General features: G+C 68.4%; 18 protein-coding genes and 2 tRNA genes. 10 read left to right on the plus strand and 10 right to left on the minus strand.

Annotated elements, in window-relative coordinates:
* Positions 1-43: 43 nt before the first annotated feature.
* The 3 genes from gltX to HWD99_RS04595 all read left to right on the plus strand — a co-directional run bounded on the left by gltX (position 44) and on the right by HWD99_RS04595 (position 2,959).
* Entirely contained in the window at positions 44-1,549 is a 1,506-nt protein-coding gene (gene gltX / locus HWD99_RS04585) for a glutamate--tRNA ligase (RefSeq protein WP_241795064.1), read from the plus strand.
* Between the two features lie 178 nt (positions 1,550-1,727).
* Positions 1,728-1,799, plus strand: a tRNA-Gln gene (locus HWD99_RS04590).
* 197 nt (positions 1,800-1,996) lie between these two features.
* A complete protein-coding gene (locus HWD99_RS04595) occupies positions 1,997-2,959 on the plus strand; it encodes a DNA topoisomerase IB (RefSeq protein WP_241795065.1) in 963 nt (320 codons plus the stop codon).
* 43 nt (positions 2,960-3,002) lie between these two features.
* Here the strand turns inward: HWD99_RS04595 and HWD99_RS04600 are convergent, their stop codons facing one another.
* The gene (locus HWD99_RS04600) at positions 3,003-3,860 is read right to left on the minus strand and encodes a 3-hydroxyacyl-CoA dehydrogenase (protein ID WP_241795066.1); all 858 of its coding nucleotides are present in this window, start codon (positions 3,858-3,860) and stop codon (positions 3,003-3,005) included.
* Positions 3,861-3,916: 56 nt separating this feature from the next.
* Complete coding sequence (locus tag HWD99_RS04605) at positions 3,917-4,363, minus strand: MarR family winged helix-turn-helix transcriptional regulator (RefSeq protein WP_241795067.1); 447 nt, start codon at positions 4,361-4,363, stop codon at positions 3,917-3,919.
* A gap of 72 nt (positions 4,364-4,435) precedes the next feature.
* Here HWD99_RS04605 and pepN point away from each other — a divergent pair, with 72 nt between their 5' ends.
* Positions 4,436-6,913 carry an aminopeptidase N gene (pepN, locus tag HWD99_RS04610; protein WP_241795068.1) on the plus strand — a complete coding sequence of 826 codons (2,478 nt, stop codon included), beginning with the start codon at positions 4,436-4,438 and terminating at the stop codon, positions 6,911-6,913.
* 56 nt (positions 6,914-6,969) lie between these two features.
* Here the strand turns inward: pepN and HWD99_RS04615 are convergent, their stop codons facing one another.
* Together HWD99_RS04615 and HWD99_RS04620 are read right to left on the minus strand one after the other, a co-directional pair.
* A complete protein-coding gene (locus tag HWD99_RS04615; RefSeq protein WP_241795069.1) occupies positions 6,970-7,848 on the minus strand; it encodes an aminoglycoside phosphotransferase family protein in 879 nt (292 codons plus the stop codon).
* Positions 7,848-8,486: an MBL fold metallo-hydrolase gene (locus HWD99_RS04620; protein WP_241795070.1), complete on the minus strand. Its 639-nt coding sequence runs from the start codon at positions 8,484-8,486 to the stop codon at positions 7,848-7,850. Before HWD99_RS04620 ends, HWD99_RS04615 begins: the two co-directional genes overlap by 1 nt.
* 154 nt (positions 8,487-8,640) lie before the next feature.
* Here HWD99_RS04620 and HWD99_RS04625 point away from each other — a divergent pair.
* Positions 8,641-8,713 (plus strand) — tRNA-Glu (locus HWD99_RS04625).
* Positions 8,714-8,785: 72 nt separating this feature from the next.
* Here HWD99_RS04625 and HWD99_RS04630 read toward each other — a convergent pair.
* From HWD99_RS04630 to HWD99_RS04640, 3 genes are read right to left on the minus strand one after another with little or no spacing between them, the layout of a single operon-like run.
* Complete coding sequence (locus tag HWD99_RS04630; RefSeq protein WP_241795071.1) at positions 8,786-10,108, minus strand: acyltransferase; 1,323 nt, start codon at positions 10,106-10,108, stop codon at positions 8,786-8,788.
* A gap of 56 nt (positions 10,109-10,164) precedes the next feature.
* Positions 10,165-11,304 (minus strand): DUF4349 domain-containing protein, encoded by a 1,140-nt coding sequence (locus HWD99_RS04635; RefSeq protein WP_241795072.1) that lies wholly within the window; start codon positions 11,302-11,304, stop codon positions 10,165-10,167.
* On the minus strand, positions 11,301-11,858 hold the full coding sequence (locus tag HWD99_RS04640; protein WP_241795073.1) for an RNA polymerase sigma factor: 558 nt from the start codon (positions 11,856-11,858) through the stop codon (positions 11,301-11,303). Before HWD99_RS04640 ends, HWD99_RS04635 begins: the two co-directional genes overlap by 4 nt.
* A 292-nt stretch (positions 11,859-12,150) precedes the next feature.
* On the opposite strand from HWD99_RS04640, the gene HWD99_RS04645 reads away from it, so the two are divergent.
* Positions 12,151-13,155: a TerC/Alx family metal homeostasis membrane protein gene (locus HWD99_RS04645; protein ID WP_241795074.1), complete on the plus strand. Its 1,005-nt coding sequence runs from the start codon at positions 12,151-12,153 to the stop codon at positions 13,153-13,155.
* A 12-nt stretch (positions 13,156-13,167) separates the two neighbouring features.
* Here HWD99_RS04645 and HWD99_RS04650 read toward each other — a convergent pair whose 3' ends face one another.
* Positions 13,168-13,761 carry an LON peptidase substrate-binding domain-containing protein gene (locus HWD99_RS04650; protein WP_241795075.1) on the minus strand — a complete coding sequence of 198 codons (594 nt, stop codon included), beginning with the start codon at positions 13,759-13,761 and terminating at the stop codon, positions 13,168-13,170.
* A gap of 53 nt (positions 13,762-13,814) precedes the next feature.
* Here HWD99_RS04650 and HWD99_RS04655 point away from each other — a divergent pair, with 53 nt between their 5' ends.
* Positions 13,815-14,312, plus strand: a complete 498-nt coding sequence (locus tag HWD99_RS04655; RefSeq protein WP_241795076.1) for a DUF427 domain-containing protein — start codon at positions 13,815-13,817, stop codon at positions 14,310-14,312.
* 20 nt (positions 14,313-14,332) lie between these two features.
* Here the strand turns inward: HWD99_RS04655 and HWD99_RS04660 are convergent, their stop codons facing one another.
* Together HWD99_RS04660 and HWD99_RS04665 are read right to left on the minus strand one after the other, a co-directional pair.
* The gene (locus HWD99_RS04660) at positions 14,333-15,646 is read right to left on the minus strand and encodes an LLM class flavin-dependent oxidoreductase (protein ID WP_241795077.1); all 1,314 of its coding nucleotides are present in this window, start codon (positions 15,644-15,646) and stop codon (positions 14,333-14,335) included.
* The gene (locus HWD99_RS04665) at positions 15,643-16,938 is read right to left on the minus strand and encodes an O-acetylhomoserine aminocarboxypropyltransferase/cysteine synthase family protein (RefSeq protein ID WP_241795078.1); all 1,296 of its coding nucleotides are present in this window, start codon (positions 16,936-16,938) and stop codon (positions 15,643-15,645) included. Before HWD99_RS04665 ends, HWD99_RS04660 begins: the two co-directional genes overlap by 4 nt.
* A 187-nt stretch (positions 16,939-17,125) precedes the next feature.
* Between HWD99_RS04665 and leuC the strand changes: the two genes are divergently transcribed.
* From leuC to murA, 3 genes are all read left to right on the plus strand, one after another.
* Positions 17,126-18,607 (plus strand): 3-isopropylmalate dehydratase large subunit, encoded by a 1,482-nt coding sequence (gene leuC, locus HWD99_RS04670; RefSeq protein WP_241795079.1) that lies wholly within the window; start codon positions 17,126-17,128, stop codon positions 18,605-18,607.
* Positions 18,607-19,203, plus strand: a complete 597-nt coding sequence (leuD, locus tag HWD99_RS04675) for a 3-isopropylmalate dehydratase small subunit (RefSeq protein WP_241795080.1) — start codon at positions 18,607-18,609, stop codon at positions 19,201-19,203. The genes leuC and leuD overlap by 1 nt, the downstream gene beginning before the upstream one ends.
* A 63-nt stretch (positions 19,204-19,266) precedes the next feature.
* Entirely contained in the window at positions 19,267-20,634 is a 1,368-nt protein-coding gene (gene murA / locus HWD99_RS04680; protein ID WP_241795081.1) for a UDP-N-acetylglucosamine 1-carboxyvinyltransferase, read from the plus strand.
* Positions 20,635-20,639: the final 5 nt, after the last annotated feature.

The following is a 20,639-nucleotide window of genomic DNA, read 5'->3' on the forward strand; positions in this document are numbered from 1 at the left end:
GTCACCGGGGAGGAGGCCCCGCGGCAACTAGAATCGAAGGGCTATGGCTACTCCTCACCCCCTCACCACGACCGCCAGTGGCGCCGACGTCCGCGTCCGCTTCTGCCCCTCACCGACCGGCCTGCCGCACGTCGGCATGGTCCGCACCGCGCTCTTCAACTGGGCGTACGCCCGCCACACCGGCGGGAAGATGGTGTTCCGCATCGAGGACACCGACGCCGCCCGCGACAGCGAGGAGAGCTTCCGTCAGCTCGTCGACGCTCTCACCTGGCTCAAGATCGATTGGGACGAGGGCGTCGAGGTCGGCGGTCCGCACGCCCCCTACCGTCAGTCCGAGCGCCACGACATCTACCGCGGCGTCATCGAGAAGCTGCTCGCATCGGGCGCGCTCTACGAGAGCTATTCGACGGCGGAGGAGATCGACGCGCGCAACGAGGCCGCAGGACGCGCGAAGCAGCTCGGCTACGACAACTTCGATCGCGCTCTGACCGATGAGCAGAAGGCGGCGTTCCGCGCCGAGGGGCGTCAGCCCGCACTGCGCCTGCGCGTTCCGGACGAGGACCTGACGTACGTCGACCTCATCCGCGGCGAGGTGACCTTCCCCGCGGGGTCCTTCCCGGACTTCGTGGTCGTGCGCCCCAACGGCATCCCGCTGTACACGTTCGTGAATCCGGTGGACGATGCGCTCATGGGCATCACTCACGTGCTCCGCGGCGAAGACCTGATGCCGTCGACCGCGCGTCAGCTCGCCCTCTACGCGGCCCTCATCGAGGCGGGCGTCACCACGTTCGTACCGCGCTTCGCGCACATGCCGCTGGTGCTGGGGGAGACCGGCAACAAGAAGCTCTCCAAGCGCGACCCGCAGGCCGATCTGTTCCTGCACCGCGACCGCGGCTTCATCCACGAGGGTCTGCTGAACTACCTCGCACTGCTCGGCTGGTCGATCGGACCCGACCGCGACGTGTTCTCCCTCGAGGAGTTCACCGAGGCGTTCGACATCGTGAACGTGAACCCGAACCCGGCCCGCTTCGACCAGAAGAAGGCCGAGTCGATCAACGGCGACCACATCCGCATGCTGGGCGAGAAGGACTTCGCCGAGCGGACGATCCCGTATCTCGCCGCCGCCGGCCTGTTCGACGAGCCCACGCACGAGCAGCTGGTGACCGCGTTCCGTGTCGCACCCCTGGTGCAGGAGCGTGTGCAGCTGCTGGGCGAGGTGCCCGGCATGGTCGGCTTCCTCTTCACGGACGACGTCTCGTACGACGCCGACGCGTTGAAGGGGCTGCCCGCCAACGCCGCCGAGGTGCTCGATGCCTGCGCCACGGCGCTCGAGCCGGTGTCGGAGTTCACGCCCGAGCGGATCCAGGAAGCTCTCGCCGAGGCTCTGGTCGAGAAGCTGGAGCTGAAGCCGCGCGTCGCCTACGGGCCTCCGCGCGTCGCGATCACCGGCCGTCGGATCTCGCCGCCGCTGTTCGAGTCGATGGAGTTGCTCGGCAAGGACGAGTCGCTGCGCCGGCTGCGCGCACTGTCGGAGTTCCTCGCGAACTGAGTCTGCTGACAGAGGGAGGGCACCCATCGGTGCCCTCCCTCTGTCGTGCACGGCCACATCCTCCCGGGTCGGCACGCTCCCATCGTGGGCGACGCGCCCGGACTGTGCGGGGCGTTTTGGCATTGGGGCAGTGGCTCGGGTAAGCTTGACTCTCGGTGCGAGGCTCCGGTTTCGCCCTTGGGGTATGGTGTAATTGGCAACACGACGGTTTCTGGTTCCGTTATTCTTGGTTCGAGTCCAGGTACCCCAGCAAGAACGAAACCCGCGGATTTCCGCGGGTTTTCTTGTTTCTCGGGACGTGCTGGCTCCCTCACTCGTGATCGTCGGATGGCTCCCGTGCCTAGCAGGAGAACCGTTCATGACGCCATGCCCTTCTCGGAAAAGCCCGCAGCCGCGATGCTCATCCTCAGACGCTCCTCGCCGAGAGCGAGGCGCACGAGGGAGACAGTGATGGCACTGAGAAGAGTGGTTCCCGGTGAGGAGCCCGGCATCCGCCGCATCCGATCCGGATCGGGATTCCGGTACCTCGATGCCGCGGATCAGGCGGTGTCGGAGGCGGATCGCGAGCGCATCCACGACCTCGTCGTCCCACCCGCATGGAAGGACGTGTGGATCGCCGCGGATCCGCTCGCGCACATCCAGGCGGTGGGCACCGACGATGCAGGGCGGCGTCAGTATCTCTACCACCCGCTGTGGCGCACCGGACGGGACCAGAGGAAGTTCGCCAGGGCACTCCGACTGGCTGCGGCCCTGCCCTCGGCGCGGGCCCAGGTCACGCGGGCGATCAACCAGGAGGGGCTCACTCGCGAGCGGGCACTCGCCGTGGCCTTTCGGCTGCTCGATGACGCGGCGCTGCGCATCGGCTCCGAGCGCTACCTCGTGAAGCACGGCAGTCGCGGGCTCAGCACCCTTCGCCGGCACGACGTCCGGGTCGACGGCAGCACCGTCGCACTGAGCTTCCCGGCGAAGAGCCGTCAGCTCGCGTCGATCGAGATCACCGACGCGGCTCTCGCCGATGCCCTGTCGGAGTTCGCGGTGGGCGCCCCCCGCGCACCGTTGCTCGCCTACCGCAAGGGACGGCGTCGGGTGAGGCTCAACTCGGGCGAGGTCAACGACTATCTTCGCCAGGTCACCGGGGCGGCGTTCACGGCGAAGGACTTCCGCACGCTGCACGGGACCATCCTGGCGGCGGACGCGCTCGCGCGCATCGGACGTCTCGAGACGAAGAACGAGCGACGTCGTGCCGAGCGCCTCGCCGTGCAGGCCACGGCGTCGGCGCTCGGCAACACCCTCGCGGTCGCGCGGGGGAGCTACATCGACCCTCGGGTGTTCCGGCTGTATGCGCGCGGTCGGATGCTCGATCTCACGGTGTCGCCCGAGACCGCGATCCGACGGCTCCTGGCGAAGTGACCGCCCACGCCCACCGCGGCGGAACGCGCGGGGGACAGCCGGGTCAGCTCTCGCGCGGGTAGGTGTAGAAGCCCTCGCCGGTGGCGACGCCCAGCTTTCCCTTGTCGATGTACTGCTCCTTGAGGAGCTCGGCGAAGCGCTGCTGCTTCTCTCCGCCCATGCGCGAGATGTTGTACGCGGTCGTCAGGCCGACGATGTCGTAGATCTCGAACGGCCCGGCGGGGGCACCGGTTCCGATCCGCCAGGTCGCGTCGATCGCCTCCGGCTCGGCGATCCCGTCGACGAGCAGCTGGGCTCCTGCTTCGAGGAACGGCACCAGCAGCGAGTTCAGCAGATACCCCGCCTTCTCCTTCTTGATCTGGATCGGAACCATGCCGATCTGCGAGGCGAACTCGACGACGGACTCGTAGACCGCGGGGTCGGTGGCGGGGGTGCCCATCACCTCGGCGGTGTTGTGAGACCAGATCTCATTGGCGAAGTGGAGTGCGAGGAATCGATCGGGGCGGCCGGTCGACTCGCTCAGTGCACTCGGCAGGAGCGTGGACGAGTTCGTGGCGAAGATCGTCGTCGCCGGTGCCGCGTCCGCGAGTGTCCGGTAGATGCTCTGCTTCAGCTCGAGGTTCTCGGGGACGGCCTCGATGATGAGGTCGGCGTCGGCTGCGGCATCCGCGAGGTCCGAGGTGAGACGGATGCGGTCGACCGCCGCCTCGGCGCCTCCGTCGGCTGCGTTCGCGACGCCATCCGCCACGTAGCGCTGCGCGAGTGCGCGGAACCGCTCGGCAGCACGGTCGAGCGCTGCCTGGTCGATGTCGTAGGCGACGACGTCGAATCCGTGGAAGGCCGTCTGGAACGCGATCTGCGATCCGAGCACGCCGGTCCCGAGAACGGTGATGTTCTTCATTTCTCTTCTTCTTCCTCTGTGGCCTTGTGGGCCGTATCCGGTCTGGTGAGCCGTGGTCAGGCTGTGTCGTCGCCCCGGTCGAATCGCTGGAGGTCGTGCGCGAATCGCGACACCTCCGCGTCGGACCACGCGGCGAGATGGGAGTCGATCACGCCCTGGAGCGCGTCGAGAGTGCTCCGGAAGGCGTCGTCGCCGGCGGGGGTGAGTGCGAGCGGTCGACCGCGGCCGGAGAGCGGACTGGTCTCCTGCACGAGACCGAGCGAGATCAGTGCGGAGAGCTGGCGCGACACGGTCGAGCGGTTCAGGCGGAACATCTGAGCGATGTCCGTCGAGCGGATGCCGGGCTCGTCGGCGATCGCCATCACGATCGACTGATCGGTGATGGACAGTCGGGTCTCGCCGGCTCGGGCATCGACCAGGCCCCGGCGGGTGATGGCCACGAGCGAGCGCAGCACCGCGGCGCTGTCTTCATGCCGTGCGGTCCCGCCATCTTGGTGTTGCATGATGCAACTCTACGCCTGAAAGTTGCATCGAGCAACAAGAGGGGAGGGGCGTGCAGGTGACAGGATGGACGCATGGACACCGCCAATCTCACTCGCGGGGAGACCGCAGCGCGATCCGCCGCCGTCTCCGTGCGACACATCCGCGTCGAGCTGGATCTGACCGGGGCGCCGGAGCGCTCGCGCACGGGCTTCGCGTCGATCACGACACTCGAGTTCTCATCGACCGCGGAGTCGACCTGGGTGGATTTCATCGGCGAGAGCGTCGACCGCGTCGTCGTCAACGGCGTCGACCAGGAGGTCGATTTCGACGGTGCTCGCATCGCACTGCGCGACCTGGCCGAGACCAACATCGTCCGGATCGAGGGCGTGGCCGCGTACAGCCGCTCCGGTGAGGGGATGCATCGGTTCCACGACCCCGCCGACGACCGCACGTATCTGTACACCCAGTACGAGCCCGCCGATTCGCGCCGCGTGATGGCCTGCTTCGAGCAGCCCGATCTCAAGGCGCCGTACACCTTCGTCGTCGATGCCCCGGCCGGGTGGGAGGTCCTCTCCAACCAGGCGGCGGTGAAGGTCGACGCGGGCGTCGGGGTGCAGCGTGTCGAGTTCGCTCCGACCCTGCCGATCTCCAGCTACATCACGTCCGTGGCGGCCGGCCCCTACGCACGCGTCGACGGAGTGTGGGAGAGCGAGGGGCAGCAGGTCGCCCTCGGTGTGTTCGCGCGACAGTCGCTCGCGCAGTATCTCGAGTCCGACGAGATCCTCGAGATCACCCGTCAGGGCCTCGATTTCTTCACCGACGCCTTCGCCTCCGCGTATCCCTGGGGCAAGTACGACCAGATCTTCGTGCCCGAGTACAACCTCGGCGCCATGGAGAACCCCGGCCTTGTCACGTTCACCGAGGCCTACCTCGCGCGGGGGGCGGCGACCGAGGCTCAGCGGGCCGCCCGGGCGAACACGATCCTGCACGAGATGGCGCACATGTGGTTCGGCGATCTCGTCACCATGAAGTGGTGGGACGACCTGTGGCTCAAGGAGTCCTTCGCCGATTACATGGGCTCGCATGCTTCGGCGGTCGCGACGAGATTCCATGACGCGTGGGTGAAGTTCGCGGCCAATCGCAAGGCCTGGGCCTACCAGCAGGATCAGCTGCCGACGACCCATCCCATCGTCGCGGACATCACCGACCTCGAGGCGGCGAAGCTCAACTTCGACGGCATCACCTACGCCAAGGGTGCCGCGGTGCTCAAGCAGCTGGTCGCGTTCGTCGGGGATGACGCCTTCTTCGAGGGGGCGCGGAGGTACTTCTCCGCCAATGCGTTCGGCAACACGACCCTCGACGACTTCCTCGTGCAGCTGAGCGCGGTGTCCGGACGCGACATGACCGAATGGTCGGACGCGTGGTTGCGGACGACGGGCGTCTCCACGCTCTGGCTGGAGCAGGACGGCGACAGCACCGTACTGGTGCAGAGCGACCCGCGTCCGCACCGCCTGCGGGTCGGACTCTACGACCGGGTCGACGGTCGGGTGGTGCGCCGCCATCAGATCGCTCTCGACATCGCGGAGGAGCGGACGCGCATCGACCTTCCGGACGCTGACCTCGTGCTCCTGAACGACGATGACCTCACGTACGCGAAGGTCCGTCTCGACCACGCGTCACTCACCACCGTCGAGGAGTCGCTCTCCTCGATCGATGATCCGCTGGCACGTGCCGTCGTCTGGTCAGCCCTGTGGAACGCCACTCGCGACGGAGAGCTCGCCGCGCACCGGTACGCATCCATCGTCCGGGAGCATGCTCCGGCAGAATCGAACATCGGCCTGCTGGTCGGCATCCTCGCGAACACGGCGTTCGCGATCCGCCATTACGTCGCCGACGATCGTCGCGACGCCGAGCAGCGCGAATGGGTCGATGCGGCGTGGGGCGCACTGCTGGCCGCGGAAGCCGGAAGCGATGCGCAACTGTCCTGGGCGCGTGCTGTCGCCGCAGCCGCGTCGTTCGACGACGCGCGACACACGGAGATCCGGGGTCTGCTCGACGGGGATGTGCCCGACGGGCTCCCCGTCGACCCCGATCTGCGCTGGCAGCTGCTCACCGCGCTCGTCGCGACCGGCCACGCCGACGAGGGCGACATCGCGGAGCAGCAGAGTCGCGATGACACCGCAAGCGGTCGCACGGCTGCGCGACGGGCGCTGGCCTCGCGGCCGACCCCGCAGGTGCGTGCGGCCGCGTGGACCGCCGCCTGGGAGGACCGGACGCTGAGCAACGATCACCTCGACGCGGAGATCGCCGGCATCCGGGCGGGAGGTCGCCGGGACCTCATCGCCGCCTTCGACGAGGAGTACTTCGGTCGGATCGCCGAGGCTTGGCGTTCACGGAGCATCGAGCTGGCGCAGCGGCTCGTCGTCGGCCTGTTCCCGGCGTCGGCGAGCCTCGACCTGGTGGATTCCTGGCTCACGGAGAACGCATCCGCTCCCGCGGCGCTGCGACGAATCGTGCTCGAGCAGCGCGACCATCTCGCCCGCGACCTGCGGGTGCGCGCGCTCCAGTAGGAGTCTGCGCTCGTCTGGCCTCGGCACCCGGTCCGGGGCCGGCGGGCCGCTCGTCGTCAGCGCTCGGCGATCGCGCGTGTCGTGCTCGACCCGAGCGCACGGAACTCGGGGCGGTCGTCCATCTGGGTGAGGAAGACGGTCGCGAGGTAGGCGGCGCATGCGCGGGCGCGCGTCCAGGTCGCGTCGTCGTAGCGGGAGAGGGTCGCCCGACGGAACGTCTCGTGTCCGTCGCCGTCGAACAGCAGCCAGGCCGCGGCCAGATCGTAGGCGGGATCTCCCGCGGTGACGTCACCGAAATCGATGAGGGCGCGGAGCATGCCGTTCTCGACGACGACGTTCCCCGGATGGAGGTCGCCGTGGATCCACACCCGCTCGCTCGCGTCCGCGGCGTCGAGACCGTGTCCCCAGGCGTCCCCGATGACCGACGGCGCCGCGGCGGTCTGGAGTCGCGCCTGCATCACCTCGTCACGTTCTCGCAGGGGCACGCCGCGCACGGGGTTTCGCGGGGCGTCGGCCGGGGCCGGCTGATGCAGCGCCGTGAGGGCGGCGGCGAGCGTCGCCGCCCAGCCGGTGTTGTCCGCGCGGTCGATGCCCAGGGCCTGTTCGCCGTCGATCCAGGGCACGATCGACCACGGCCAGGGGAACCGCTCCGAGGGACGCCCGACGTGCACGGGAATCGGCGTCCGGATGCCGAGGCGTGCCAGCCACGGCCCCAGTTCCGGCAGCGCGCGCTGTTCGTGCTCGACCAGCGCCACAGCTGCCAGGCGACGGGGCAGGCGTACCAGGTGGTCTGGGCCGAGCCGCCAGCTCGTGTTGTCCCACCCCTCGGCGAACAGCCGCAGATCGCGCTCTGCCAGGGCGGGGGCGGACTCTCGCAGGAGAGACCGGACGGCGGATTCGTCGAGGGCGATCTCGGCCTGCGGCGAATCCGCCATCAGATGTCGAGGGACTCGCCGGGCTCGAGCACGAAGAACTCGCCGCCGTTCTGCTCGGTCGCCCACTGCAGTCGCTGGCGGTGCATGGTCTTGCCTGCCACCGAGAGAGTCATGTCGTGGGTGCCGAACGCTCGGCGCGGCCTGACGGCGAGCACATAGTCCATCGCCTCGCCGATCTTGAGCCAGGGGGCGCCGAGGGGTGCGGCGAGGGTGTCGACCGTGACGCCCTCGGGCACCGCGTAGGAATCGCCCGGGTAGTAGAGCGCGTCATTCACCAGGACGCCCACGTTCTCGATCGTCGGAATCGAGGAGTGGATGACCTCGTGGGTGCCCCCGAAGAACCGGAGCGAGAAGCTCCCCGCATCGACGGCGTCGCCGGGGGCTACGACCGTGATGTCGTACCCCTCTGCGGCACGCGCCACTCCCGACGGCGCGAAGATCGGAGTACCCGGCGCCGCACGCAGGATGCGGTCCAGGTGCTCGGGAGTCCAATGGTCGGGGTGCTCGTGGGTGAGTACGACCGCGACCAGGCCGCCGAGGTCGTGCGGGGGAGTCGTGAAAGAACCGGGATCGAGGAGGATGACTTCGTCGCCCTGCTCGATGCGAAGGGCAGCATGTTCGAATTTCGTGACGCGCATGAGATGAGTCAACTCCTTCCGGCCGAGTCTGGCAAACGTCTCGGTCCGGCGCGCCACGCCCGGGAATCGACGAGGGCCGGGCTCGATTTTGCACGCACAGAATCGTCGTGGCATACTTGAACAGTTGTCGCGGAACGGAAACATTCCGCCAGACGGCCCCATCGTATAGCGGCCTAGTACGCTGCCCTCTCACGGCGGTAACGCGGGTTCGAATCCCGCTGGGGTCACACAACACGCGAAAGCCCTCCGGTCATCCGGGGGGCTTTCGTCATCCTCCGACTATCGACGTCCGGCGTCCGTCAGAGTGCGGAGTCTCGGCGCGTGCCTGTCAGCCACAGCGCGAGCGCGGTGCCGATCAGGGCCGCCGCCGCGAGCGGGAAGTCGAGCCCGTACGCGGTGATCGCGATGATCGGTGCGACGAAGACCAGCACGGCAGCGATCACGGAGGCCGTGGATGGGAAGCGCACTGTGCCACCGTCGGGCGCCCTCTCGAATCGGACCAGCCAGAGTGAGAGCAGCCACACCGCCGCGAGGACCACGACCAGGAACAGCGGTCGCGTCCACCACCACACGGCGCCTCCCGGTGCCGGAAGCGGGAACGGAAGCAGAATCTGGACGCCGATCAGCACCATGATCATCGGCAGGTGCCAGAGGTAGATCGTCATGAGGCGCGAGCCGATCACGAACACCACGGCCTGCGCGGCTCGCAGCCGCATGAGGGCGGTGAGCGGCGCATGCAGCAGGGTGAGAGCCGCTGCCTGGATCACTGCGAGCATCACCATGGCTGTGGTCGGAGGCCACTGGTTGCCGAGCATGTTCCACGAATACCCTCCCAGCGACACGAGCCCCCAGAGCGCCGCATAGCCCGCTCCGATGAGCAGCAGCAGCTGCCACCAGCGCCGAGATGCGAACCAGCCGTCGAACACGAAGAACCCGACCTGCTGGGCGAAGAGCCAGACGAAGACGATGTTCGGGATGCCGAACAGCTCCTGTCCGAGGCCGTAGCCCGTTCCGGCGACCGGTTGGATGCCGAAGAACCCCCCGATCACCGTGAATCGGAAGGTGTCGACCAGGATCGCCCCCGCCAGGAGGCCGAGCAGCACCCACGCTCCGTACCTCGAATGCAGCCGCATCATGCTCGGAGCGAGTGCCTGGACGATCATGTACGCGGCGAGGAACCACAGGGGAGATCCGACCCCGATCGCGACGGTGTCGACGAGCGCGGGGTCGATGCCCAACACCCGCGTGGTACCGAGGGCGACCGCGAAGAAGACGAACAACGGGAGCGCCGGGCGTGCGAGACGGATGAGACGGACCCGGACGAAATCCGCGGCCGAGTCTCCTCGGGCCGCGGCCGACCGCCATCCGGCACGGGCGGCGTATCCTCCCACCACGAAGAAGAGCGGCATGATGTTCGCGACCCAGGACGCGGCGGTGAACCAGGACTGCGCCTCGACCGTCCGTTCGATCAGCAGCGAGCCGTCCGGCGCGCGTCCCACCCCCGTGAACAGGATGTGCACGAACACGACCAGTACGACACAGACGACCCGCGCCAGATCGAGCGTGAGATCGCGACCGGCGGGCACCGTGCGGGTCGTCGAGTCGGTGGCGGCGCTGCTCATGCCGACGACTCTAGCGGCGCCGCCGATCGGAGGAGACGCGGGAGACCCGTGTGCGCTCAGTTGTCGACAGGGGGCTCTTCGAGGGAGCGGCGGGTGCGCCGTGCCCGGCGGATGAGCCAGATCACGAGGACCACGGCGCCTGCGAGCGCGATCCACGGCAGCACGAAGCCGATCGCGACGACCAGCGCGTTCAGCGACGCCACCAGACCGTTCCACCCCGCGGTGAGACCGTCGGTGAATCCGGCAGGGTCAGCCGTTGTCGGCGGAGTCGTCCGCGTCAGCTGTACCTGGAGGGTCGACATGGCGACCTGATCCTCGAGCCCGGCGAGCTGCTGCTCGTAGGACTCGAGCAGTGCCTGCCGGTCGGTGAGAGCGACCTCGGCCTCGATGAGCTCTGCGACCGTGCCGGTCTGGGACATCAGCTCGGTCAGGCGCTGCACGGACGCCCTCGTGGCATCCACGCGCGCGCGGAGGTCGATCGCCGTCGCGGTCACGTCCTGCTTTGAGGTCGACGACGAGAGCACCTCGCCCGAGTCCGCGAGCTCGTCGATCACGGACGCGAGGTCGGCCGACGGTACCCGGATGCTGATCCACCCGTATCCGGATTCGGAGGGGGCGGGCTCCGACGAGCCGTCGCCGGCGGTGCTCCCGCCGATCTCCGTACCCTCGACGTACCCTCCGTGGGTCTCGGCGACTGCGGTGATCTCGGCAGCGGCCTCGGCGATGTCCTCGACCCGAACGGTGGCGTTCGCGGTCGCGATGATCTCGCGCTCCGCGCTGTCGGCGGTACCCGGCAGCACGCTCGACGACTCCGCCGAGAGATCGGATCCGCTCTCGGGCGCGCTCTGATCGGCGGACCCTGCCCGTGCATCTTCGATCGCGACACCCGCCGGCAGCTCCCCGCCGCCGGCGTCGCTCGTCGCGCTGCCGCCCACGATGCCCAGGATCGGCGGCGTGACGAGCACGCCGACCACGAAGGCTGCGGCGATGCCCATGCCGGTCAACCAGCGTCGACGGCGATCTCGCGCGGGGGCCGAGCCGGCGGTCTCCGGATGACTTTCGGCCGCGATCTGCGCGAACACCGACGACTCGATGCGCGCCACAGCCGCATCCGAGAGGTCCGGCAGATCGTCGATGGGCACGCTCTCGTGCCCGCGTCGTTCGTCGTCGGTCATGTGCCGCTCGCTGTCGTTCATGCGTCGCTCGCTTCCTTCACAGCACCGCGCAGTCGGGTGCGGACTCGGGAGAGACGGTTCCGGACGATGGCGTGGCTCACACCGAGTTCCTCGGCCGCTGCCTGGTACGAATACCCGTCGGCCGCGCACAGTCGGAAGATCTCGCGGTCGAGATCGCTCAGCGTGCCGACCTCGGCGGCGATCCGCGTCGCGAGCGCGGCGGTGATCACCTGCTCCTCGACACTGATCGTCGAGGGGATCGTGTCATCGACCGCGTCCGTGGTGTTCGCCTGGTCGCGCCGGCGCTGTCGCAGGCGGTTCGCCGCCTGGAAACGGCAGATCGTCGCGAGCCACGGGAGCAGGGACTCTCCCTGCAGCTCGAGCCCGGGCAGTTTGCGCCACGCGGTGACGAACGTCTCCTGAGTCACGTCCTCGGCGTCGGCGGGGGAGCCGAGCAGCCCGTGGGCGATCCAGTAGACCGGTCGGACGTGTGAGCGGTACAGCTGGCGAAAGGCGCTCTCGTCACCGGTCGCGGCCAGCGCCACCCATCTCTGATCAGTCGTCTGCACGGTCATCCCGTTTCCGTTCGGTGTCTCTCACCGGGGAAGTGTCGAAGGAGGCCCCATCGTCTCAGATCGTGAGACGCCGGTGGGGGACGGGGCGAATCAGGCGCTGCATTCTCCCCTCGGCGACGACACCGAGACGAGAAACTGAGACTAGAATCGGGGACGCGAGAGGGAGTATCCCGCAAGCGCACCCACCGTCATCACGAGCACCGTCATCGCTGCTCCGGTCGTGCGACGCATTCCATGCGTGGGAGAGACTTTCGGCCGTTTTCCGACCCCTGCCGAAAGGTGCCGAGCACCCGTGGACATTCCTGTCTGGTTCGAGATCACCTCGATGATCGTCCTCACGATCATCCTGATCGGCGACCTCCTCCTCATCCGCCTGCGTCCGCACATCCCGTCGACCAAGGAGTCGACGCTGTGGGTCGTCTTCTACGTCGGTCTCGCGCTGCTCTTCGCCGTGCTTCTCGGCAACGTGGCCGGGTGGCGTAACGCCGGGGACTTCATCACCGGGTGGGCCCTGGAGTACAGCCTCTCGATCGACAACCTGTTCGTCTTCGTGCTGATCATGGCGCAGTTCGCGGTGCCGCGACGCCTGCAGCAGCAGGTCCTGATGGTCGGCATCATCATCGCGCTCGTTCTGCGAGGAGCGTTCATCCTCGTCGGCGTGACCGTCATCGAGCACTTCTCGCCGATCTTCTACATCTTCGGCGCGTTCCTCATCTACACGGCGATCAAGCAGGCGATGCCCGAAGGCGAGCATGAGGACGACGTCAAGCGCGAGAACTTCATCGTGCGCCTGCTGCGCCGCCGCATCGACATCAGCGAGACCTACGACGGCTCCAAGCTCCGCACGACGGTCGACGGCAAGCGGATGTGGACGCCCATGGTGATCGTGTTCATCACGATCGGCGTGACCGACCTCATCTTCGCGATCGACTCCATCCCCGCGATCTTCGAGATCACCACGAACGGATTCCTGGTCTTCGCGGCGAACATCTTCGCGCTCATGGGCCTCCGCCAGCTCTACTTCCTGCTGGGCGACCTGCTCGACCGCCTGCGCTACCTGCACTACGGCATCGCGGTGATCCTCGGGTTCATCGGAGTGAAGCTGATCCTGCACGCCCTGCACGAGAACGAGCTGCCCTTCATCAACGGCGGCCAGCACGTCGAGTGGGTGCCCGACATCGACAACCTCGTCTCGCTCGGCGTCATCGTCGTGTCGATGACCGTCGCGACCGTGGCGAGCCTGATCGCGGCGTCGCGGGAGAAGTCGGCCGCGAAGAGGTCGGTGGGCGTCGAGTAGGGGCCGGAGTCCTCACTCGGTCGACCAGAGGAGCTCCGCGTCGAGTGTCAGGTCGATGACCTGACGAAGCAGCGCGCCGACCGAGTCCGACCTCAGCAGGGTGTGGCGGTCGTACTCGCCCAGGGGCGCGATCGCCGCGAGCTGCCATGACGCGGCGAGCGGATCGTCGGAGAGCTCGGTGTCGGCGTCCCAGGGGGCGTCGGATCGCGCGAGGACGCGCCGCACGATCGCCTCGGCCTCGGTGCGCAGCGGGGTGAGCGCGTCGTTCCATGTGAGCTCGGCCAGCGGGCTCACCTCGGCGCGCGGATAGGGTGCGTCGTCCATCCAGCTGTCGACGACGAAGCGAGAGGTGCCGACCGAGACGGCGTACAGCGCCTCGGCCTCTGCCGAGACGGTGACCAGCCGGGCGAGCGTGCCGACTCCGCTTCGTCGATCGCCGCCGCCGACCTCCTGGCCGCGTTCGATGAGCACGACTCCGAACAGAGGTTCCTCGTCGTCGAGCAGGCGCCCGATCATCGCGAGATAGCGCGGCTCGAACACACGCAGGGGAAGAGGTGTGTGGGGGAAGAGCACCGACCCGAGCGGGAACATGGGTATCGCGGCCATGACCCCAGTCAACACGGCGCGCCCCGAGATGAACAGCGTCGTACAGTGAACAGATGCGCAGACCACACCCCCTCGTCCCCGGTCCCGGTCAGGAGTCGGTCTGGGACTATCCCCGGCCACCGAGAGTCGAGCGGGTGCGCGAACGGGTCACGATACGCCTCGGCGGTGAGCTCATCGCCGATACGGCCAGCGCGATGCGGGTGCTCGAGACGAGTCATCCTCCCGTGTACTACCTCCCGATCGCGGACTTCGTCGACGGCGCTCTGATGGATGCCGCCGGGTCCTCCTTCTGCGAGTTCAAGGGCGCCGCGCGCTATCTCGATGTGCACGGTGGCGGATCCGTCGCCCCCGGCGCGGCATGGAACTACCCCAGCCCTGCGCCGGGCTATGACGCACTGAAGGACCGGGTCGCCGTGTATGCGGGACCGATGGACGAATGCACCGTCGGCGGTGAGATCGTCACTCCGCAGCCCGGCGGGTTCTACGGCGGCTGGGTCACGTCATCCGTCGTCGGCCCGTTCAAGGGCGGACCCGGCTCTCTGGGCTGGTAGCCCGCACGGCGGGAGTGCGATCAGAAGGCGCGCAGGTTCGCCTGCAGGCCGCCGTCGACATACTCCCGGCGGAGGATGCCACGACGACGCAGCACCGGTACGAGCTCGTCGAGCGTGCGGTGCAGGGTCACGGGATGGAAGTCGCCCCACAGGAGCACTCCGTCGTTGCCCCACTCTCCGAGTTCCTCGATGAGGTCGGCGAACTCCTCGGCCGTCCCGACGAAGCCGGAACGATCGGTGATCCGACCGGTGCGGGCGAGGGCCGTGAGGTGAGCCCGCAGCGGAGCCCCCTCACCGCGGTCGCCGATCAGTCGCTGGATGCTGCCGCGTGAGACGTGATCCCCGAAGATCGACAGGTCGAGCGGTCGTTCGAGGTCGAGCGAGGTCAGGTCGGTCTCGAGGTCGCTCGACTGCTTGCGTGCGATCTGCAGAAGGGCTGCGTCGTCGGGATCGGCCGACGCGGCGACGATCCGATCGGCCTCCTCCGGAGACGAGGTGATCACGGGCTGGATCGCGAAGAGGATCTTCACGTCGTCGGGGGAGCGCCCCGCGGCCGTCGCCGCCGCGTGGATCTTCGACCGGTAGGCGCGCACCGATGCCTCGTCCAGGGGCGCGAGGGCGAGCTGGACGTCGGAGTTCGCGCCGGCGAACCCGAGGCCGCGTCCGGAGCCGCCGGGGGAGACGATCGCGGGCTCCCCGTCGGTGAAGGGCAGGGCGTTCAGGGGACCCTCGAACGCGAAGTGCTCGCCGCGGTGGCGCACGGCGTGCAGCTTCGAGCCGTCGGCGAACACATCGGTCCCGCGGTCCTGCACCAGTGCGCCGTCGTCCCAGCTGCGCCAGAGAGAGCGGATGCCGGCGAGCCACTCCTCGGCACGGTCGTAGGCGGCGTCATGACCCAGCTGCCCCGCTGCGGAGAATAGCCGTGCGCTCCCGGTGTCGGTGACGACATTGAGCCCGAGACGGTGACCGCTGAGGTGCTGCAGCGTCGAGAACTGCCGCGCGGCCGTGTACGGCAGGTATGCCGCCGGGTTCACCGTCGGCACGACACCGAGGTGGCGGGTCGCCTGGAAGAGATACGGAGCGAGAAGCAGCGGATCGTGTTTCGGGCCGCCGAAGGCATGACGGACCCGCAGGTCGATCGTGTCGGGCGAGCCGAGCGACGGTGCGTCCTCGATGATGACGAGATCGAATCCCGCCTGTTCGAGAGTGCGAGCCGCCTCCTGATAGACGTCAGGGCGAGTCCAGTCGTAGTCCCACTCCAGAGACGGGTACCCCCAGCCCTGCGGTCCGAAGCCCCGCGCCAGGAACCAGCCGAAGTGCTGCTGTCTGGTCATGCCACCGTCTCCCGTGCGGGCTCGAGCACGCGGGCGAGGTCGGCGATCAGGTCGGAGACGTCTTCGATGCCGATCGACAGGCGCAGTGTTCCCGGACGCACTCCCAGGACCTCGCGCTCATGGTCGGAGCGGTGCGAGTGGCTCGTGGTCGCCGGGTGCAGCACGAGCGACCGGACGTCGCCGATGTGCGTCATGTGCGTGAACACCTCGACCCGCTCCACGAAATCACGCGCTGCCTCGAGCCCTCCGCGCAGAGTGAACGTGAAGATGGACCCGTGGCCGCCGGTGAGGTATCGGTGTGCCAGTTCGTGGTCGGGGTGGCTTTCGAGTCCGACATAGTCGACGCTCTCCACCGCGTCCTGCGCGGCGAGCCACCTCGCGACGTCGAGCGCGTTGCGGGACTGACGCTCGACGCGGAGGCCGAGCGTCTCGACCCCCTGTCCGATGAGGAAGGCGTTCAGCGGAGACGGCGACGCCCCGAAGCGCGGCGCCACGGACTCGCGGGCGTACGCGATGCGCGCCTTCCCTCCGTGTCGCGCAGCGACGCTGGGGAATCCGCCGCGGCCGGGGAGCACCAGGTGCGGTGCGTTGTGACCCGCCTTCTCGGCATCGAAGCGTCCGTCGTCGATGATCACTCCGCCGAGCACGGATCCGTGTCCGGCCAGGAACTTCGAGGCGGAGTGCACCACGATGGCCGCTCCGTGCTCGAGGGGGCGCAGCAGGTACGGCGTCGCCAGGGTGTTGTCGACGATGAGCGGGATCGCGGCCGCGTCGGCCACGCCGCTCACGGCCGCGATGTCGAGGATGTCGTTGCGTGCGTTCGAGATCGATTCGGCGAAGAGCGCCCGGGTGTTCGGACGGATCGCCCGTCGCCAGGCATCCTCGTCGGCGATGTCGTCGATGAAGGTGGTCTCGATCCCGAGCCGCGAGAGGTTGTCGAGGAAGAGCCCTCGGCTTCCCTCGTAGATGTGGGTGGACGAGACGATGTGATCTCCCGCCCCCGCCACGGTCAGCAGCGCCGTCACGACGGCGGCCTGACCGCTCGCGACGAGCACAGCCTCGGCTCCGGACTCGAGGGCCGCGATCTGCCGCTCGACGGCGTGCACCGTCGGATTGCCGGTGCGGGTGTAGCCGAATCCGGCGCCGGTGCCGAAGTGATGGGCGGCGTGGTCGAAGTCCTCGAACTCGAACCCGGCGGTGAGGTAGATCGGTGTCGCCCGCGACGACGCGGCATCCTGGCTCCGGCCGGCGTGGACGGCTCTGGTGGTGAAGCCTGCGGTGTCGTCGGTCATGCGGATGCCTCTCGAAGGGTCGGGTCACAGTACTGTGTCACGGCGCGTCGAGCACTGTTCGAGCGGTGGTAACCTGACGTCATGCGGATCGTGCTCCTTCTTAGCGGCCGCGACGAGACCTCGTTCTGAGCCCCTCCTCGTCGCGGAGTCCATCGTGGGCCGACCCGCCATCTTCAGGAGACACGCAATGAACACCCCCGCAGCAGACTCTGCTCCCGCACGCAGCAGGACCCTGGCCGAGAAGGTCTGGGACGACCACCTCGTCGTCAAGGGCGAGAACGGCGAGCCGGACCTCATCTACATCGACCTGCACCTGGTGCACGAGGTCACGAGCCCGCAGGCGTTCGACGGCCTGCGCGCCGAGGGACGTCCGCTGCGGCGCCTCGACCTCACGATCGCGACCGAGGACCACAACACCCCCACGTGGGACATCGACAAGCCCATCGCGGATCTGACGAGCCGCACGCAGATCGAGACCCTGCGCCGCAATGCCGCCGAGTTCGGCGTGCGGCTGCACTCCCTGGGAGATGCCGAGCAGGGGATCGTGCATGTGGTCGGCCCGCAGCTGGGACTCACGATGCCCGGCATCACCGTGGTCTGCGGCGACTCGCACACGTCCACTCACGGTGCGTTCGGCGCCATGGCGTTCGGCATCGGCACCAGCGAGGTCGAGCACGTGATGGCGACCCAGACGCTGCCGCTGAAGCCGTTCAAGACGATGGCGATCAACGTCGAGGGCACGCTGCGCCCCGGGGTCACGGCCAAGGACATCATCCTCGCGGTGATCGCGAAGATCACCACCGGCGGCGGGCAGGGCTACGTGCTGGAGTTCCGCGGCAGCGCCATCCGCTCGCTGTCGATGGAAGGTCGCATGACGATCTGCAACATGTCGATCGAGGCGGGTGCACGCGCCGGCATGGTGGCGCCGGACGAGACGACCTTCGAGTACCTCAAGGGCCGCCCCCACGCGCCGCAAGGCCAGGACTGGGACGATGCGGTCGCCTACTGGCGCACGCTTCCCACCGACGAGGGCGCGACGTTCGACGCCGAGGTGTTCATCGACGCCGACGAGCTCGAGCCGTTCGTGACCTGGGGCACCAACCCCGGTCAGGGCAGCTCGCTCTCCGCCGCGGTGCCGGACCCGGCCGAGATCGCCGACGCGAACGAGCGCGCCGCCGCCGAGCGCGCACTGGAATACATGGACCTCACCCCGGGCACACCGCTCAAGGAGGTGCCGGTGGACGCGGTCTTCATGGGCTCGTGCACCAACAGCCGCATCGAGGATCTGCGTGCGTTCGCCTCGATCGTCAAGGGCAAGAAGAAGGCCGACGGGGTTCGCGTGATGGTGGTCCCCGGATCCGCGCGGGTGCGCCTCGAGGCGGAGGCCGAGGGCCTCGACCAGGTCATCAAGGACTTCGGCGCCGAGTGGCGCTTCGCGGGCTGCTCGATGTGCCTGGGCATGAACCCCGACCAGCTCGCGCCCGGAGAGCGCTGCGCGTCGACGTCGAACCGCAACTTCGAGGGTCGCCAGGGCAAGGGGGGCCGCACCCACCTCGTCTCACCGCTCGTCGCCGCGGCCACCGCGATCCGCGGCACGCTGTCGAGCCCGAGCGACCTGTCGAACGAACAGCCCGTGACCGCGGGCGCGACCACGGACGGAGCCCTCTGATGGAGAAGTTCACCACCCACACGGGTATCGCCGCACCCCTCAAGCGCTCGAACGTCGACACGGACCAGATCATCCCGGCGGTGTTCCTCAAGCGGGTCACCAAGACCGGCTTCGAGGACGCGCTCTTCCACGGCTGGCGCCAGGACCCCGAGTTCGTGCTCAACCAGCCTGCCTTCCAGGGGGCCTCCGTGCTGGTCGCGGGGCCCGACTTCGGTACGGGGTCGAGCCGCGAACATGCCGTCTGGGCGCTGCGCGACTTCGGCTTCACGGTCGTGCTCAGCCCGCGCTTCGCCGACATCTTCCGGGGGAACTCGGGCAAGCAGGGTCTGCTCGCCGCCACGATCTCCGAGGAGGATCTCGAGCGGATCTGGGCCGAGATCGACCGGAATCCCGGGGCCCAGATCACGGTGAACCTCGAGGAGCGGATCGCCTCGATCGGCGATATCCAGGCTGACCTCGGTATCGACGATTACACTAGATGGCGGCTCCTCGAAGGGCTCGATGACATCGGGCTCACCCTGCGCAACGAAGACAAGATCGCGCAGTTCGAGGCCCGTCGCGAGTCGTGGCGGCCCCGGACCCTACCCGTTCAGTGAACGGTGGGGCGGGTGAGCCGAAGGGCGACCCGCCCCGATTTCCCTGAACGAAGTGAGGCCCGAATGACGACACCCGTGCGCGACGCTCTCCCCGACGGAGCACCCGCTCTCACCGGAGACGTCCTCGCCATTCGCGGAGGGCGCCCGCTTCGCGGACGCGTCGACGTCAAGGGCGCGAAGAACCTGGCGACGAAGGCCATGGTCGCCACGCTCCTGGGCGAGACGGCCAGCACGCTGCGCGATGTGCCCGATCTCAGCGATGTCGCCGTGGTGCGCTCGCTGCTCGAGGTGCACGGCGTGCAGGTGACGCCCGGCGACGAGCCCGGCTCCCTGACCTTCGACCCGGTCGGCGTCGAGTCGGCCCACTTCGAGGAGATCGACGCCCACGCCGGCGCCTCCCGCATCCCGATCCTGTTCTGCGGGCCGCTGCTGCACCGTCTCGGACAGGCCTTCATCCCCGACCTCGGAGGTTGCCGCATCGGCGACCGCCCGATCGACTTCCACCTCGACGCGCTGCGCAAGTTCGGTGCGGTCGTCGAGAAGCTGCCCAGCGGCATCCGTCTCTCCACCGGCGGTTCCCGGCTGCACGGTGCGAAGATCCACCTCCCGTACCCGAGCGTGGGCGCCACCGAGCAGGTGCTGCTCACGGCCGTGCGCGCCGAGGGGACGACCGAGCTGCGCAACGCGGCCATCGAGCCCGAGATCATGGATCTGATCGCGGTGCTGCAGAAGATGGGCGCCATCATCTCCTACGAGCCGAACCGGGTGATCCTCATCGAGGGCGTCGAGAAGCTCCGCGGCTACGACCACCGCTCGATCTTCGACCGCAACGAAGCCGCCTCGTGGGCGTCTGCGGCGCTGGCGACCGACGGCGAGATCTTCGTCGGCGGCGCGAAGCAGCAGGAGATGCTCACCTTCCTGAACGTCTTCCGCAAGGCGGGTGGCTGGTTCGACATCCAGGAGGACGGCATCCTGTTCCGGCGCGAGGGCGAGCTCAAGCCCGTCATCGTCGAGACCGACGTCCACCCCGGGTTCATGACCGACTGGCAGCAGCCCCTCGTGGTGGCGCTGACCCAGGCGAACGGCCGCTCGGTCGTACACGAGACCGTGTACGAGAACCGCATGGGCTTCACCGAGGCGCTCGTCAAGATGGGGGCCGACATCGTCGTGCACCCGCGCGGACTCCAGGACGGTGCACGCCGCGTTCCTCGCCGTGATCTCGAGCAGGCCGCCGTCATCACGGGGCCGACGCCGCTGCACGGTGCGGACATCGTGGTGCCCGATCTTCGCGGCGGGTACAGCCACGTGATCGCGGCGCTGACGGCAGAGGGCGAGTCGAAGGTCTCGGGAGTCGACATCCTCAGCCGCGGATACGAGAAGTTCCTCGCCAAGCTCGACGCGCTCGGCGCCGACTTCGACGTCATCCGGTGACCCCG

The organism is Microbacterium sp. C5A9, from assembly GCF_022627955.1.
Lineage (GTDB): Bacteria > Actinomycetota > Actinomycetes > Actinomycetales > Microbacteriaceae > Microbacterium.

Coding starts and splice junctions, on each gene's coding strand:
- HWD99_RS04615 (WP_241795069.1), bottom strand. CDS start 7,848: ATGGCGGATTCGCCGCAGGCCGAGATCGCCCTCGACGAATCCGCCGTC.
- pepN (WP_241795068.1), top strand. CDS start 4,436: ATGGACACCGCCAATCTCACTCGCGGGGAGACCGCAGCGCGATCCGCC.
- murA (WP_241795081.1), top strand. CDS start 19,267: ATGACGACACCCGTGCGCGACGCTCTCCCCGACGGAGCACCCGCTCTC.
- gltX (WP_241795064.1), top strand. CDS start 44: ATGGCTACTCCTCACCCCCTCACCACGACCGCCAGTGGCGCCGACGTC.
- leuC (WP_241795079.1), top strand. CDS start 17,126: ATGAACACCCCCGCAGCAGACTCTGCTCCCGCACGCAGCAGGACCCTG.
- HWD99_RS04635 (WP_241795072.1), bottom strand. CDS start 11,304: ATGAACGACAGCGAGCGGCACATGACCGACGACGAACGACGCGGGCAC.
- leuD (WP_241795080.1), top strand. CDS start 18,607: ATGGAGAAGTTCACCACCCACACGGGTATCGCCGCACCCCTCAAGCGC.
- HWD99_RS04620 (WP_241795070.1), bottom strand. CDS start 8,486: ATGCGCGTCACGAAATTCGAACATGCTGCCCTTCGCATCGAGCAGGGC.
- HWD99_RS04605 (WP_241795067.1), bottom strand. CDS start 4,363: ATGCAACACCAAGATGGCGGGACCGCACGGCATGAAGACAGCGCCGCG.
- HWD99_RS04640 (WP_241795073.1), bottom strand. CDS start 11,858: ATGACCGTGCAGACGACTGATCAGAGATGGGTGGCGCTGGCCGCGACC.
- HWD99_RS04600 (WP_241795066.1), bottom strand. CDS start 3,860: ATGAAGAACATCACCGTTCTCGGGACCGGCGTGCTCGGATCGCAGATC.
- HWD99_RS04655 (WP_241795076.1), top strand. CDS start 13,815: ATGCGCAGACCACACCCCCTCGTCCCCGGTCCCGGTCAGGAGTCGGTC.
- HWD99_RS04660 (WP_241795077.1), bottom strand. CDS start 15,646: ATGACCAGACAGCAGCACTTCGGCTGGTTCCTGGCGCGGGGCTTCGGA.
- HWD99_RS04665 (WP_241795078.1), bottom strand. CDS start 16,938: ATGACCGACGACACCGCAGGCTTCACCACCAGAGCCGTCCACGCCGGC.
- HWD99_RS04630 (WP_241795071.1), bottom strand. CDS start 10,108: ATGAGCAGCGCCGCCACCGACTCGACGACCCGCACGGTGCCCGCCGGT.
- HWD99_RS04650 (WP_241795075.1), bottom strand. CDS start 13,761: ATGGCCGCGATACCCATGTTCCCGCTCGGGTCGGTGCTCTTCCCCCAC.